Raw genomic sequence first — 15591 nt, 5'->3', positions numbered from 1 at the left:
AACTTCCAACATTTCTAAACTTTACGTTCCTAATAGATATTACCACTAATCATGATTGAACCTCAATTAAAATCTAATCCTTCTAATTCATTAAATCCAACAGCTTCTCTAATTGGTTGATAAAGTTCGTTTGTTAGAAAGTCCTTTTGATTGATTAATTGAACCGCTTCTTGTCTAGCTGCTTCCAAAGCTCCAAAATCCCCCACGATATCCCCGATTTTAAAATCAGGTATCCCAGATTGTTTATTACCAAACAAATCTCCAGGACCTCTGAGTTCTAAATCTTTTTCACTTAATAAAAAACCATCAGTTGTTTCCGTCATGATTTTCATACGTTCCATCCCATTTTCAGTTTTAGGATTTGCGACAAGAATACAATACGATTCTTTATCTCCTCGACCTACCCGGCCTCTTAACTGATGCAATTGAGACAGACCAAAACGATCTGCATCGTAAATAATCATAGTTGTTGCATTCGGTACATTTACACCTACTTCGATTACTGTTGTGGAAACAAGAACTTGTAGTTTTTTTTCTTTAAAATTTTCCATAATGTTTTCTTTATCGGCTGACTTCATTTTCCCATGCAACAAACCTACTTGAAAACGATCGCCATAATAAGCTGTTAATTTTTCATAAATATCAGTCGCATTTTTAACATCAATGCTTTCTGATTCTTCAATCAATGGACAGATTACATAGGCTTGTGACCCTTTTTTTAACTGACTTTCAATAAACTCTAGCGTTTTTTCAAAATTTTTCGGTTTGATCCATGTGGTTTGAATCGGGATTCTTCCTGCAGGCATTTCATCAATAATAGAGACATCCATTTCACCATATGCCGTAATTGCTAAGGTCCGAGGTATAGGGGTAGCTGTCATAAATAAAACATCCGCATCTTTCCCCTTATCCCTTAATAATTTCCGTTGATTCACCCCAAAACGATGTTGTTCATCGGTAATGACTAATCCTAAACGAGAGAAATAAACATCTTGCTGGATCAATGCATGCGTACCTATAAGAACGTCTAATTCACCATTAGCTAATTGTTCTAATATGATGCGTCGTTCTTTTGTTTTTGTTGAACCTGTCAATAATGCAATTCTCACTTCAAGTGGATCGAATAATTCCGTTAAACTTTCCATATGCTGTTCAGCGAGAATTCCTGTAGGAACCATCAAGGCCGATTGAACGCCAACGTTCGTGGCAGCATATAAAGCAATCGCAGCTACGATTGTTTTTCCGCTCCCAACATCTCCTTGAAGTAAACGATGCATATGAATCGGTTGCCTTAAATCACTGCAGATTTCATTCACTACTCTTTTTTGTGCTGTTGTTAATTCAAAAGGCAATGTCTCAATAAAATTTCTCAAATCATTCACATTGTAATTTAGTATATTTCCTTTGCCCATAGCTTTTTGCTTTTTTCGTACAATCTGCATGCGCATTTGGTACAATAAGAATTCTTCAAAAACAACTTCTCTTCTGGCTTGCTTTTTTTGTTCTTCTGAAGCTGGAAAATGCATCGCATAAACAGCATCATGATGAGAAATCAAACGGTACTTCGTTCTTAATTCTGCAGGAATAACCTCTGGGATATGCTCTTGATAGATTTTAAAAGCTTCTGTGATCAATTGCAGTATCGTACTTTGTTTAATGTGTTTATTTGCACTGTAAACTGACTCAAAATCTCCCTGTTCAGAACCTGATTTGCTGCCTAAAATTTTCATCCCAGTCAAACTTTTTCTCTTTGCATCCCATTTTCCAAATACAGCAATTTCTTCTCCAGTAACAATTTTACTTTTCAAGTAAGCTTGATTAAAAAAAGTCACCGTTATTACTGCATGTTCAATGATTAAGCGAAAAGACAAACGATTCTTTTTGGGTCCAAAACGACTGACGACTGCTTCTGAAACCACATTTCCTTTTAACGTTACTTTTTCCTGATCTTCTATCTCTAATAAATCCTTTTCTTGAATATCCTCATAACGAATCGGATAATGAGAGAGCAAATCAGAAATGGTATGAATGCCTAATTGATGCAAAGCTTCTAAACGCTTTTCACCAACGTAAGGGAGGACCGAAACAGAATCATAAATTGATTTAGCCATATATTTTTAAACAGATTAAACAGCTTCAGCTTTTTTAACCTGTCGCTTACCTCCCTTTAGTGTGATAATTGCTCAACGCAAAAAATAACTGCTTTATTTATTCATTTTCTTTAAACTGACTAAAAAAGACAAAAATAGGCTTGGAATAAAATCCGGTTCTATTTTTGTCTTTTTAGTTATTCTACTGACAAGATGTACGGATAAACTGGTTGTTGTCCGTCATGAATTTCAACTTCTACTTCTTCAAAGAGATTTTCAATTTCAGCTGCAATTTCAGCTGCTTCAGCTTCATCTCCATCTTCTCCAAGTAAAATAGTCACAATTTCACTATCTTCTGTTATCATTTTTTTCAATGTTTCAATCGTAACATTTTTACGGTTGGATTGAGATACTTTAATTTTGCCTTCAATAATTCCCATAAAGTCGTCTTTTTTGATTTTTATTCCATCGATTTCTGTATCTCTTACTGCATTCGTTACTTGACCACTAGCAACATTTTTTAATTCACTCATCATTTCAGCTTTATTAGTATCTAAGTCATTCAACTCATTAAATGCTAACATTGCAGTCATACCTTGAGAAATGGTCTTACTAGGAATAACAACTACTGGCAATTCGCTTACTTCTGCAGCTTGATCAGCTGCCATGAAAATATTTTTGTTGTTTGGCAAGATAATAATTTTTTCAGCATGTACTTCTTCAATTGCTTTAAGAATATCTTCTGTGCTTGGGTTCATTGTTTGTCCGCCACTAATGACATAATCTACGCCTAAGCTTCTGAACAAGTTTTGAACGCCTTCTCCTGCTGCAACTGCGATAATACCATAAGGTGTTTTAGCTGCTTTTTCAACAGGTTGAGGTGACTCATTTTCAAGAATCGTTTCATGTTGAACACGCATGTTATCAACTTTAATTTTTAGCAATGAACCAAATTTTTGTCCGTAATTCATTACTTCTCCTGGATACTCTGTATGAACATGAACTTTAACAATCTCGTCATCAGAAACTACCAATAAAGAGTCCCCAATTTCGTTTAAATGATTACGGAATGTATCATAATCAAATTCACTGTCAACGGTTTCGCCTTTACCAATTTGAACCATAATTTCTGTACAATAACCAAATTTGATATCTTCAGTATGAATATGGTTTGACACACTTCTATGGTGTTCAGCATTAACCAACTCTGTCATTTCTGCAGCAGAAGGTTGATAAATATCTTCTTCTACAATTTTACCAGACAATACTTCTAAGAATCCTTCGTAAATAAATAAAAGACCTTGTCCACCACTATCTACAACCCCTACTTCTTTAAGTACAGGCAATAAATCAGGCGTTTTAGCTAAAGATTTTTTAGCACCACGAACAATTGCTTCCATAACTTCAACAATATCATCTGTCTCTTTTGCTTTTTTTTCACCAACTTTAGCAGATTCACGAGCCACAGTTAAAATGGTTCCCTCTACAGGTTTCATAACGGCTTTATATGCCGTTTCAACGCCCTTAGTGAATGCTTCTGAAAAGTCTTTAGAAGTTACCGTTTCTTTATTTTCAATAGCTTTGCCGAATCCTCTAAATAATTGAGATAAAATAACTCCAGAATTCCCACGAGCTCCCATCAATAACCCTTTAGAAAGGGCTGCTGACAAATCACCAACACTTTCAGAAGTTGTATTTGCAACTGCCTTAGCTCCACTTGCTAAAGATAAATTCATGTTGGTACCTGTATCACCATCTGGAACTGGAAAAACATTCAATGAGTTTACATATTCCGCATTTTTATCTAAACGATTAGCCCCTGTCGCTATCATTAAACGAAACTGTTTACCTTCTAATTTTGTAACTTTCACTACATATATCCTCCTTAGTTACTTTTTAATAAGTATTAGTAACTATTTCTTCTTTAAACTAGTCATTTTTTAATCATTTAATACGCGAACACCTTGAACATAAACATTCACAGTGTTAGCCGTAACATCTAACATTGTTTCCAAATTGTACTTCACGATTTCTTGCACATTACGGCTGACTTCAGAAATTTTTATTCCGTAACTAACAATAATGTAAATATCAACTGCAACGCCGTTATCTTCTTGACGAACGACAACTCCACGCGAATAGTTTTCTTTTTTTAGTATGTCATTTAAATTATCACGGATTTGGCTTTTACTTGCCATACCAACGATTCCAAAAATTTCGGTTGCGGCACCACCAACGACGGTCGCAATAACTTCATTTGAGATATCTATTGTTCCAAATTGTGTTTTGATTTTAACTGCCATGTTAAAAATCCTCCTCTTGGCTAGCAAGCCATAAATTACTACTCTACATTTTACCATAGCAGACCTAATAAGAAAAGAAAAACTAAGTTTCCTCATTTTTAAATAATACTAGGGAAACAATAATAGACTGTCAAGTAAATTTCCTTGAAAGAAGTTCTTGCAAAGGCAACTAAATTATGATAAATTATTGAAGTATGAGTATTGATTGAAGCTTTGCTTCGATATATCGGCAAAGGAGGAAAGACTAATGGCTAAAGAATGTGTAATTACAGGACGTAAAGCAAGAAGCGGAAATAACCGCTCTCACGCTATGAACAAATCAAAACGTACTTGGGGTGCTAACTTACAAAAAGTTCGTATCATGGTTGACGGAACACCTAAAAAAGTTTGGGTATCTGCTCGAGCACTTAAATCTGGTAAAGTTGCACGCGTATAATTTTACTTAAAAAAGAACCTTTCCCGTCATCATGGAAAAGGTTCTTTTTGTTTTTTTAGTCTTTGCTTTGAATAACAGCTATCATTCCAGATGCAAAGGAAAAATTTACTGTATCTGTAATAAATTCATTACTTGCCAAGGAAATCGGATGAGAAAAATCCGCATCAGTTAATTGATATTTGGCATCTTTTATAGATAATTTTTCCACAGGAGATAGGCAAGTAAATGCGAGATATTTTTTATCTTGTTCTTTCACTATGGTATGAGTACCTGGCAAAAAGTATAAGATAGTATTTTGGACATCTATTAGACGTATTTTAGCAGCATGATTGAGTAGTTTAGGTTGAAAAATCATATAAATGTTGTTTAATAAATGATCCATTCTTCCACCAGTTGCTCCATAAATAGAGACACTATCTGGCTTGAATTCGTCAAAAGCTATTTGGACAGCCAGCTCTGTATCGGTCTCATCTTTTTCTGCTTTGTAAACTCGAACATCTACAATTTCTTTTTTTATTTTTTCTAATTCTTCCTCTGTGACTGAATCAAAATCTCCAAGGGCGATCTTAGGAACAATTCCTTGCCCCAATAATCGTAAGGCCCCTCTATCAACACCAATCCAAATAAGTTCTTCTGATTGATTATTTTTTATTACTGGAACGCGCTCATAAGGTCCACCGACCATAATTGCTAAATGTCCCATCTTATTTTACCGCATCCATTAATAAGGCCATTTGATTCAAAGGATCTTCTGCATTATAAATATACGATCCTGCAACAAAAACTGTCGCTCCCGCTTCTTTACATTGTTTAGCAGTCTGTTCACCTATTCCCCCATCAACTTGTATTTCATAAGTATAGCCTTCTCTATCTTTTATTTCTTTTGCTTTTTTTATTTTTTTTAGCATTTCAGGAATAAAACTTTGTCCGCCATAACCGGGATTAACCGTCATCACTAAAACTAAATCAATTACTCCCAATATGTGTATCATCGATTCAATCGGTGTTCCGGGATTCACAGCAATCCCTGCTTTAACTCCTTGGTCTTTTATCAACTGGATAACACGGTGAATATGCGGTGTGCTTTCAGGATGCACAGTAATGATATCCGCACCTGCCGCAGCAAATTGTTTAATGTAGTTTTCAGGATACTCTACCATTAGATGGCAATCCAACGGCAACTTTGTTACCGGACGAATAGCAGCTACAGTATCTGCACCAAATGTAATGTTTGGTACAAAATGTCCATCCATTACATCAACATGAATGTAATCTGCACCTCCATCTTCAACTAACTGAATATCTCTTGCTAAATTTGCAAAGTCTGCACTTAAAATAGATGGTGCTAATTTCATTTTTTTATCCTCATTTCTTATGTTTATTGTCATATCTTGGTTTACGACTTTCAATTTCATCTAAAAATTGCAAATAATGTTGGTAACGGTATGCTGGTATCATATTTAATTCTACTTCTTTTTTCACTTGACACCCTGGCTCTTTTTTATGCATACACCCTCTAAATCGACAGTCATCTTGCACTTCAACAAAGTCAGGAAAGCATGCCGATAGTTCTTCTGCTTCAAGTTCTAGAAAATCGATTGAACTAAAACCAGGAGTATCAGCAACTAATCCTTCATACAAAGGCAATAATTCCACGTGTCTAGTCGTATGTTTCCCTCTACCAAGAGAGCTTGAAATTTCAGCTGTTTTCAGTTCTAAATCAGGTGCAATACTGTTCAGCAATGTTGATTTCCCTGCACCAGATTGGCCCATAAAAACAGACAATTTATTAGGGAAATAAGAGGTTAATTCCTCTAAAGATTTTTTATTGTCATCTTGTTCAGGTACAATAATGGGATACCCTATTTTTTCATAAGCTCGCTCTTTTTCTTTTAATTGTTGCAACAATTCATCCGTTAACAAATCAATTTTACTGATATAGATAATGGCTTGGATTCCTTTACTCTCTAAAGTAACCAAAAAACGATCTAATAAATTTGTTGAAAAATTAGGTTCAATAGCTGACATTACTACAATACCGATATCCACATTGGCCACAGGCGGACGGACCAATTCATTTTTCCTAGGTAACAGTTCTTGTACTACACCCTCTTTTAAATTGCCACTTTCAAATAAGACATAATCACCAACCAAAGGCGTTAGTTCCCTTTTTCGAAAGTTCCCTCTTCCCCTTGTTTGATAGGTTTCTCCTTTATAGTATACATAATAAAAACCACTTAATGCTTTTCTGATTTGACCTTCCGGCAATAAAACCCCTCCTATAACGCGTTCTCTTTTATACTCTACTGAATGAAACCTAAGAAAGCAAGATTTTAATCATAGTTAATGTGTTTTATGAATAGAAAAAAAAGGACTAAAAAACTGAAAAAAACAGTCTCTTAATCCTTTTTTAATTGGTTTATTCAGGAGTTACATTAGTATTTTCTTCTATAATTTCTCCATCACGTTCAATTCGATACGTACCTACTTCGTCTTCTTGAAGAACAAATGGTATAACTGTTTCAAAATCTTCGGTAATTGTGAACTTCTGAAATTCATTTTCTAAAGAATGCTCTTTGTCTTGGATATAGATGATAATTTCATTAGGTACAGGTGTTGGTTCTTGCGAGCCACTTTCAGAACTTGATTCATCAGGTTCTTCTATTTTTGGTTCAGCATACGGTATGGTTACCGTTTTAGAAAATTTTTGTTCCGGTGCCTTACCTAAAGAGATAACAACGGAGAATGACGAGCCACTTGATAACAATGCTCCTGCAGAAGGATCTTGTGATATCACTTGACCTTCTGAAATTTCTTCAGAGTATTCTTCATTAATAGTAACCGTCAAACCATTTTCACTAGCATAGTCTTGTACACCTTTTTCAGAATATCCTGCCAAATCTTTCATTTCAAACATTGCTTCGCCGGTACTTACAGTCAATGTTACTGTCGTTTCGCTTGGAACCACTTCGTCATCTTCAGCTACACTTTGTTCAATAATTGTGCCTTCTGGATAAGTATCACTGCTGGCATCAACTCGTTCAGTATCGAAGCCTTGATCAATCAATTCTGCTCTGACCTCTTCATAGGGTTCACCTGTATAGTCTTTAAAAGAAACTGTCTCTTTTCCAGAACTGATATATAAATTAACATCAGTCTCTTCTTTAACACTGGCACCTGTTTCGGGATCCGTTCTTGTAACCAGTCCCTCTTCAACGTCTTCACTTGTCTCTACGATAGTCTTACTGATTTGTAATTTAGCTTCTGAAAGTACCTCTTCAGCTTCATCTTCCGACAGCCCTACTACATCTGGAACTGAGATGTCTTTTGGAGCTGTAAGTGCAAATGCAACCACACTTCCGGCAACAATCAGTAAAAGCAATAATAGTGTTAGCCAAATAATTTTTCTCTTTTTCTTCTTAGGCTTTTTTTCTTTTGCCTCCTCGTTTTTTGGTTTATCCTTTTGTTCTGCTTTATCTTCTGGGTTTTTTCCTTCTACCAAACTAGTAGGCGCTACCGGAACAATCGGTTCCAATACTTTTGTTTTTTCCATTAAACTCGCTGGAACAAATTTCGGTTCATTGATTCTTTGCGGTGATAATGAAGTCGCTAAATCAGAAGCCATTTCTTGTACCGTACGGTATCTGTCAATTGTTTCTTTTGCTGTTGCTTTAAGAACAACATTCTCTAAAGGTTGCGGAATTCGATGATCAAAATCCTTCACTGAAGGGAGAGATTCTTGAAAATGTTTTAACGCGATTGATACAGCTGATTCGCCTTCAAATGGAACATTTCCTGTTAACAATTCATATAAAATAATCCCTAATGAATAGATATCGGATTGATTAGTCGCCATTCCTCCTCTTGCTTGTTCTGGAGAAAGGTAATGAACCGACCCTAACAAAGAATTTGTTTGAGTAATCGACGTTTGTGATAACGCTACTGCTATACCAAAGTCAGTTATTTTCACGACACCTGATTCATCGATTAAAACATTTTGCGGTTTTAAATCTCTATGAATAATCCGATTATTATGCGCTTCTGCCACAGCTGCCAAAATTTGTCTCATAATATCAAGAACTTTTTGATAAGGAATAGGGAAGTTGCTGTGGATGTAATGCTTCAAATCCATTCCTTTAATGTATTCCATAACAATGTATTGATTATTTTCTTCTTCTCCAACATCATACACACTAACAATATTAGGATGAGTTAATTCGGTGGCAGCCAATGCTTCTCGCTTAAAGCGGCGAATGGTATCTTGATCATCTCTGAAATCAAAACGCAAGACCTTAACAGCCACATCTCGTTCTAGAATTAGGTCTCTGGCAAGATAAACATTTGCCATACCACCTGAGCCGACCGTACCAATTATTTTATAACGTCCATTTAATTTTTTACCTATTTCCATGAATGCTATCCCTCCCTTCTGTATTTGTCTGAACTAATATGATTGTTATATTATCGTAACCTCCACGCTCATTAGCCATAGTAACTAGCGTTTCAACTTTTTCTTCTAGTGGTTTTTTGGTACTTAAAATTTCTTTTATGTCTTGATCTTCAACCATATTCGTCAATCCATCTGAACAGAGCAACATCTGGTCGTTAGGTAAGGCCGGTAAAATTGTTACGTCAATATCAATCTCATCTGTAACACCTAAAGAACGAGTCAATACATTCTTTCTAGGATGGTTTTCAGCGTCTTCTGAAGAAATTTCTCCACTTTTAACTAGTTCATTGACTAATGAATGGTCTTCCGTCACTTGGCTTAAACGACCTTCAGTATAGTGGTACCCTCTGCTGTCGCCAATATTTGCAATCACAAATTCTTGTTCTACAACTGCTGTTGCAACAAGTGTTGTTCCCATTCCTTCTAAATCAGAAAATTCGCGTGACTTTTCAAGAATACGTTTATTTTCACGACTAATGCGTGTTAACATCCATTGAGTAATCTGCTCAGCATTGTGTACATCTGATTCTTCCCATGAATGCCCTAAATGCGAAACGGCCATTTCACTAGCCACATCGCCACCTCTATGTCCACCCATTCCATCACACAAAATTGCCAACGTAATCTTTTGTTTATTTATAAAATAACCGGCGAAATCTTGATTGTTTTTCCTCTTCTTGCCGGTATCACTGCGAAATACAACTTCCATTGTTTCACCTCATACCTTTCAATAAGTCATTTCATCATTTTTAACTAATCATCAACGCTCTGTATCATTTCACTAAGGCTTGAGTAAGCAAGCCTTAGTGAAATGATACAGAAATTTAATCGCTCATCATGTATAAAAAGACAACACAAAAGAAAATGGAAGAAAGTATCAAATCTGGATTTTGCTACTCGACTAACCTTTTTAGTTATATCCCTCTCTATCCTGAAATAATAGTGAGCAGGACTATGTCGAAAAATTCAGATCCAAAGATTTGTTCTTCCATTCTCAATTTTTAGTTGTTTTTTTACTAGTTGATTTTAACTAAATTTAGTTCTGTATTTTTCTTAGGCAGCTAATAAAAAAGCCGTCTGTTCCAAAATCATGTGGATAAAGTTGAAGAAATCCATCTTTCAGGCAACCTGATAGCGATTCTTCAGTTCTAACAGAAACTTTTTCAAAATCAGCATGTGCGGCTAAAAAGTTCTCGACTGTTTCTTTATTTTCCTCATTTGCTATTGTACATGTACTGTAAACTAAAAGTCCACCTACTTTTAGTTTTGGGGCTACTTTTTCTAAGATACCCAGCTGTATTTTTTGAAGATTCAATAAATCTTTTTCTTTTTTAGTGTACTTGATATCAGGCTTACGTCTCATTAATCCTAGACCAGAACACGGTGCATCTACTAATATACGGTCAAATTGCTCGTCTGAGAACTCTTGATCTACATTTCTGGCATCTAGCTTCATTGCTGTTACTACATCTTCTACATGCATTCTTTTAGCATTTTCGGTAATCAAAGCTACTTTGTGTTCATGAAGGTCAAGTGCCGTTACTTTTCCGCCTTCTTCAGCGGATAAATAAGAAGCAATATGCGTTGTTTTACCACCTGGAGCAGCACAAGCATCCAATACTTGATGATGTGGTTCAAGTTGTAAAGCTGGTGCAACTAATTGAGAAGATTCATCTTGAATCGTTAATTGTCCAGATTGAAACAGTGGTGAAGAAGCAAAGTGTCCGCCATCACTGACGATACCCACTGGAGAAATCACGCTTTCACGAACATCAAATCCTTCTTCTTCCATAGCTTCTAACGCTTCTTCAACGGTCAAAAACTTCTCATTTACTCGTGCACTTGAATGGCTCGGACGAAGTAACGACTCACCTAATTTTTTAGTTTCTTCTAATCCAATATCTGCAGTGAATTTTTCTACTAGCCATCTTGGCATGCTCAACTCAATGCTTAAACGTTCAATTGGGTCTGCGATCTTCTCAACACTAGGAAATCCATTACGGTCAGCATTTCTTAGAACGCCATTTATAAACTTACTGATTCCAACGTGACCTTTTTTCTTAGCTACTTCAACAGCTTCAAATAAAATAGCATGAACCGGAATTTTATCTAAATAAATCATTTGATAAATTGACAATCTTAGTAGATTTCGTACCCAGATATCAATTTTTTTGTCTTCATTTAAAAATGGAGACAAATAAAAATCCAATGTTAATTTACGCTGTAGAACACCATATACCAATTCTGTTAACAAGCGCGCATCAGCTGCACTTAGTTTGTTTTTTTGAATGGCTTCGTTGATCAACAAATTCGAATACGAACCCGTTTTATCTGTTCGTTCCAAAATCGACATCGCTAAATAACGACTTGTTTTCTTAACATTTCTTTTTTCAGGTGTTTGATTAGTTTCCATTTGACCCTACCTTTTCTCCAACTTTTAGTTGGCTGCCTACTCCACTTAAAAAAGCCATGACAGTCATTTTACTTTTACCAGCTGGTTGAACTTCATTTATTTTTACAACTGTCTGATCCCCACAAGCTATATAGATCGCTTCTTTTTCAATCCGTATAATGGTTCCGGGAACTGCTGTTGTTTTTTCTTCAGTAGGTGTCACATCCCATAACTTCAGTCTGTTTCCTTCTAATAAAGTATACGCTACTGGCCAAGGGCGCATGCCACGAACTTGATAATCGACTTCGGCTGCTGTTTTAGTCCAATCCACCAATTCTTCTTCACGTTTAATGTTTGGCGAATAAGTAACTTCCTCTTCATTTTGCTTTACTGGCATGATATCTCCAGCCAATAACTTAGGCAAAGTATCCATTAATAAGTCTTTACCTAAGGCACTTAAACGATCAAATAACGTTCCAACATCGTCATTCCGAGTAATTTCTAAAGCTTTTTGTGAGAGGATATCTCCTGCATCCATTTTTTTCTCCATATACATAATAGAAACACCCGTCTCTTTTTCGCCTTTCATAAGAGCATAGTGGACTGGAGCGCCACCACGATACTTAGGCAACAAAGAAGCATGTACATTGATCGCGCCATATTTAGGAACAGATAATAATTTTTGTGGTAGAAATTGACCAAACGCTGCAGTAATGATCAGGTCTGGTTCAAGAGCGATCAGTGCCTCCATTTCAGGAGAACCCGAAATTTTTTCTGGTTGAAAAACGGGCAAACCGTGTTGAACAGCAGCTGCCTTAACAGGTGAAGCCGTCAAGATTTTCTTTCTTCCTACCGGTCTATCCGGTTGAGTGACCACTGCTATCACTTCATACTCCGAATCAATCAATGCTTCTAAAATTGGAACTGAAAAAGCAGGAGTTCCCATAAATACGATTTTTATCATTCTAGATTCGCCTCCATATAACTTTCTAAATCTTCGGGTTTAATTTTTTGAATAATCTTATCTGTAAATAACTTGCCATCTAAGTGTTCCAACTCATGCTGGAATGCACGCGCAAGATAATCATCAGCTTCCACTTCAAATTCATCTCCATTACGGTCATAAAATCTTAACACGATAGTATCGGCTCTTTTTATTGTCCCGTATACTTCTGGAAAACTCAAACAACCTTCTACATCAATAGTTTCACCTGTTGATTGTACAATTTGTGGATTGATCATTTCAAACAATCCTGATTCTTCGTCAATTTCTACTAAAGCCAGTCTAAGATTGCTGCTTACTTGTGGAGCCGCAATTCCAATACCATCATTTGCAATCATGGTATCATGCATATCTTCTAATAATTGGATGATTTCATCTGTAATTTCCTCTACTTCTTTTGTAGGAGTAGTCAGTAGTGCATTTGGGTAAGTTAATATTGGTAGTACGGACATGATTGACCCTCTTTCTTTTAAATTATTTAATAACATAAAGCTTAAGTGCTAGATAAAATTTATGGGCTCCGAGTCAATAGCAATTTGTAAACCCTTAGCCATTTCTCTTTGAGATTCCACTAAAATTGTTTGCAAAACAGCCTTTAAATGCGGTTCGCTTTTGTACTTAATAATCGTTTGGTAATAATAGCGATTGTTCATACGAGCAACTGCTTTTGGTGTTGGCCCTAACATAATGGTCTCCGGCTGCAACTGTGGCTTAATGTGTTGAACGATTTGTTGCATTTTCTTTGCAGCTTTTATTTCTTCTTCATGACTAGTTGTAATCAAAATTGTATAGAAATAAGGCGGATAATTCCCACGATGTCGTAACATCATTTCTTGTTTATAGAATGTATCGTAATCATGTTCTTTAGCTAGCTGAATCGCGTAATGTTCAGGATTAAACGTTTGAACGATTACTTCACCTGTTAATTCAGCTCTTCCAGCACGTCCACTTACTTGTGTTAACAATTGGAATGTCCGCTCACTCGCTCTAAAATCAGGTAAGCCTAATCCTGTATCTGCATTCAAAACACCCACCAAAGTAATATTGGGGAAATCTAAACCTTTTGCAATCATTTGTGTACCCAATAAAATGTCCGCTTCACCATTTCCAAAAGAAGCTAACAACTTTTCATGTGCCCCTTTTTTACGCGTCGTATCCACATCCATGCGGATCACTTTTGCTTCTGGCAAAACATCTCTTAATTCTTCTTCAATCTTTTGCGTTCCAGTACCATAGTAGCGTATCTTACTTCCTTTGCAACTTGGACAAGTATGTGGAATATTTTCTTCATGACCACAATAATGGCATTTCATTGTTTTTGTATCCATATGCAAGGTTAATGAAATATCGCAATTCGGACAAGGCAAGACAAATCCGCAGTCTCGACACATCACGAAAGAAGAATACCCACGTCTATTTAATAGTAAAACGATTTGTTCTTTTTTTTCTATTCGGTCTCGTATCTTTTCTTGTAAAAGAATTGAGAAACTGCTACGATTAGCGTTTTTTAATTCTTCTCTCATATCGACAACTTCAACATCAGGTAAGTCTTTTTGATTGACTCGTGTTGGCAGTTCCAACAATGTATACACGTTTTTTTGCGCTCTGGCTCTCGACTCTAATGAGGGTGTAGCACTTCCTAAAATAACAGGACAGTTATGGTAATTTGCTCTCCATATTGCTACATCCCTAGCATGATACCTGGGGTTTTCATCTTGTTTATACGTAGCTTCGTGCTCTTCATCAATAATAATCACGCCGATATTTTTAACCGGTGCAAAAATTGATGACCGAGCACCTACTACAACCCGAGCTTCACCGCGTTCAATTTTTCGCCATTCGTCGTATTTTTCACCAACAGACAACCCACTGTGCAAAACGGCTACTTCTTCTCCAAAGCGCCCTTTAAAATGATTCACCATTTGAGGAGTCAATGCTATCTCAGGTACGAGCATCAAAGCACTTTTATTGTTTTGAAGTGTCTGGGCAATGGTCTGCAAATAGATTTCTGTTTTCCCACTTCCAGTTACCCCTTTTAGCAAGAATACTTCCGTTCTTTCTTCTGTTACAGCTTTCAAAATAGGTTGAATAGCATTTTGTTGTCCTTCATTCAGTTGAAAGGATACGGTTTTTTTAAAGGTCTTATCTTTAAATGGATCACGGTAAACTTCAACTTCTTCAATAGTTAACCAGCCTTTTTTTTCACCTGTTCGAATATCCGATGCCGTAAGTTCCGTATTTTTAGTGAGTTCACTCACACTGATTGTTTGCTCAATTAATGATTGCAATACATCTAGAAGAAGGTGTTGTTTTGGACCGCGTTTGCCTAAAGTTAGTTTTTCATCTTCAAATTGCTCAAAAGATAAATTCGCTCGAATCATTCTTTTTTTCTTTGTTTTTGCTTGGTTTTTAACTTCATATATCACTTCAACAGCATCTTTTTTCTTCAATTCGATCAACTGCGGTAAGATAGCTCTTTCTTCCGCTTCTTCCCATTTGATCTCATTTTTCCCTTTAAATAGCTCAAAAAATAAGTCTTCAGGAATTTCATCAATGAGTCGAATTTTTTTTTCATATTTTGCTTTCAATATAGCTGGCAACATTGTTTGGTAACACGTTATTTGAAAAGCATAAGTTTTGCGTGCCATTTCTTTGCCCAACAACAGCATTTCTTCGTCAAGAACCGCTGTTAAGTCCATTAGACCAACAATGGGTTTTAACTCGCCTTCATAATCTGTTGAGTGAGTAATCTCCACAACAAAGCCTTGGACTTGCCTAGTTCCTTGACCAAACGGAACGGCCACACGCATTCCTTGAACAATATCTTGTTCGAATTCAGTAGGAATACGATAATCATAAGGTTTGTTCGTCTGCATTGTTGGAACATCCACAATTACTTTAGCAATTGAAACCACTC

The 15591-nt window shown here is 36.2% G+C and carries 13 protein-coding genes; 1 reads left to right on the top strand and 12 read right to left on the bottom strand.

Going from position 1 to position 15591, the window contains the following annotated elements; all coding sequences use genetic code 11:
• Nucleotides 1-62 precede the first annotated feature (62 nt).
• The 3 genes from recG to CAR_RS04955 all read right to left on the bottom strand — a co-directional run bounded on the left by recG (nucleotide 63) and on the right by CAR_RS04955 (nucleotide 4393).
• Nucleotides 63-2111: an ATP-dependent DNA helicase RecG gene (gene recG / locus CAR_RS04965; RefSeq protein ID WP_013710620.1), complete on the bottom strand. Its 2049-nt coding sequence runs from the start codon at nucleotides 2109-2111 to the stop codon at nucleotides 63-65.
• Nucleotides 2112-2287: 176 nt separating this feature from the next.
• Nucleotides 2288-3961, bottom strand: a complete 1674-nt coding sequence (locus CAR_RS04960) for a DAK2 domain-containing protein (protein ID WP_013710619.1) — start codon at nucleotides 3959-3961, stop codon at nucleotides 2288-2290.
• Nucleotides 3962-4030: 69 nt separating this feature from the next.
• The gene (locus CAR_RS04955) at nucleotides 4031-4393 is read right to left on the bottom strand and encodes an Asp23/Gls24 family envelope stress response protein (RefSeq protein ID WP_013710618.1); all 363 of its coding nucleotides are present in this window, start codon (nucleotides 4391-4393) and stop codon (nucleotides 4031-4033) included.
• Between the two features lie 247 nt (nucleotides 4394-4640).
• On the opposite strand from CAR_RS04955, the gene rpmB reads away from it, so the two are divergent.
• On the top strand, nucleotides 4641-4829 hold the full coding sequence (gene rpmB, locus CAR_RS04950; RefSeq protein WP_013710617.1) for a 50S ribosomal protein L28: 189 nt from the start codon (nucleotides 4641-4643) through the stop codon (nucleotides 4827-4829).
• 55 nt (nucleotides 4830-4884) lie between these two features.
• Here rpmB and CAR_RS04945 read toward each other — a convergent pair whose 3' ends face one another.
• The 9 genes from CAR_RS04945 to priA form a co-directional block, all read right to left on the bottom strand.
• Nucleotides 4885-5532 carry a thiamine diphosphokinase gene (locus CAR_RS04945; RefSeq protein WP_013710616.1) on the bottom strand — a complete coding sequence of 216 codons (648 nt, stop codon included), beginning with the start codon at nucleotides 5530-5532 and terminating at the stop codon, nucleotides 4885-4887.
• A 1-nt stretch (nucleotide 5533) separates the two neighbouring features.
• On the bottom strand, nucleotides 5534-6184 hold the full coding sequence (gene rpe, locus CAR_RS04940; protein WP_041556234.1) for a ribulose-phosphate 3-epimerase: 651 nt from the start codon (nucleotides 6182-6184) through the stop codon (nucleotides 5534-5536).
• Between the two features lie 10 nt (nucleotides 6185-6194).
• Entirely contained in the window at nucleotides 6195-7097 is a 903-nt protein-coding gene (gene rsgA, locus CAR_RS04935) for a ribosome small subunit-dependent GTPase A (protein WP_013710614.1), read from the bottom strand.
• Between the two features lie 151 nt (nucleotides 7098-7248).
• Nucleotides 7249-9240 (bottom strand): Stk1 family PASTA domain-containing Ser/Thr kinase, encoded by a 1992-nt coding sequence (pknB, locus tag CAR_RS04930; protein ID WP_013710613.1) that lies wholly within the window; start codon nucleotides 9238-9240, stop codon nucleotides 7249-7251.
• On the bottom strand, nucleotides 9227-9988 hold the full coding sequence (locus tag CAR_RS04925; RefSeq protein WP_013710612.1) for a Stp1/IreP family PP2C-type Ser/Thr phosphatase: 762 nt from the start codon (nucleotides 9986-9988) through the stop codon (nucleotides 9227-9229). Before CAR_RS04925 ends, pknB begins: the two co-directional genes overlap by 14 nt.
• A 327-nt stretch (nucleotides 9989-10315) precedes the next feature.
• Nucleotides 10316-11692: a 16S rRNA (cytosine(967)-C(5))-methyltransferase RsmB gene (rsmB, locus tag CAR_RS04920; RefSeq protein ID WP_013710611.1), complete on the bottom strand. Its 1377-nt coding sequence runs from the start codon at nucleotides 11690-11692 to the stop codon at nucleotides 10316-10318.
• Nucleotides 11682-12635, bottom strand: a complete 954-nt coding sequence (fmt, locus tag CAR_RS04915; RefSeq protein WP_013710610.1) for a methionyl-tRNA formyltransferase — start codon at nucleotides 12633-12635, stop codon at nucleotides 11682-11684. The genes rsmB and fmt overlap by 11 nt, the downstream gene beginning before the upstream one ends.
• A complete protein-coding gene (def, locus tag CAR_RS04910; RefSeq protein ID WP_041556232.1) occupies nucleotides 12632-13126 on the bottom strand; it encodes a peptide deformylase in 495 nt (164 codons plus the stop codon). The genes fmt and def overlap by 4 nt, the downstream gene beginning before the upstream one ends.
• A 48-nt stretch (nucleotides 13127-13174) precedes the next feature.
• Nucleotides 13175-15589, bottom strand: a complete 2415-nt coding sequence (priA, locus tag CAR_RS04905) for a primosomal protein N' (protein ID WP_013710608.1) — start codon at nucleotides 15587-15589, stop codon at nucleotides 13175-13177.
• Nucleotides 15590-15591 lie beyond the last annotated feature (2 nt).

This window comes from Carnobacterium sp. 17-4 (assembly GCF_000195575.1).
Taxonomy (GTDB): domain Bacteria; phylum Bacillota; class Bacilli; order Lactobacillales; family Carnobacteriaceae; genus Carnobacterium_B.
The sequence above is the reverse complement of the archived record's forward strand: the minus strand, read 5'-3'. Positions and strand labels throughout refer to the sequence as shown.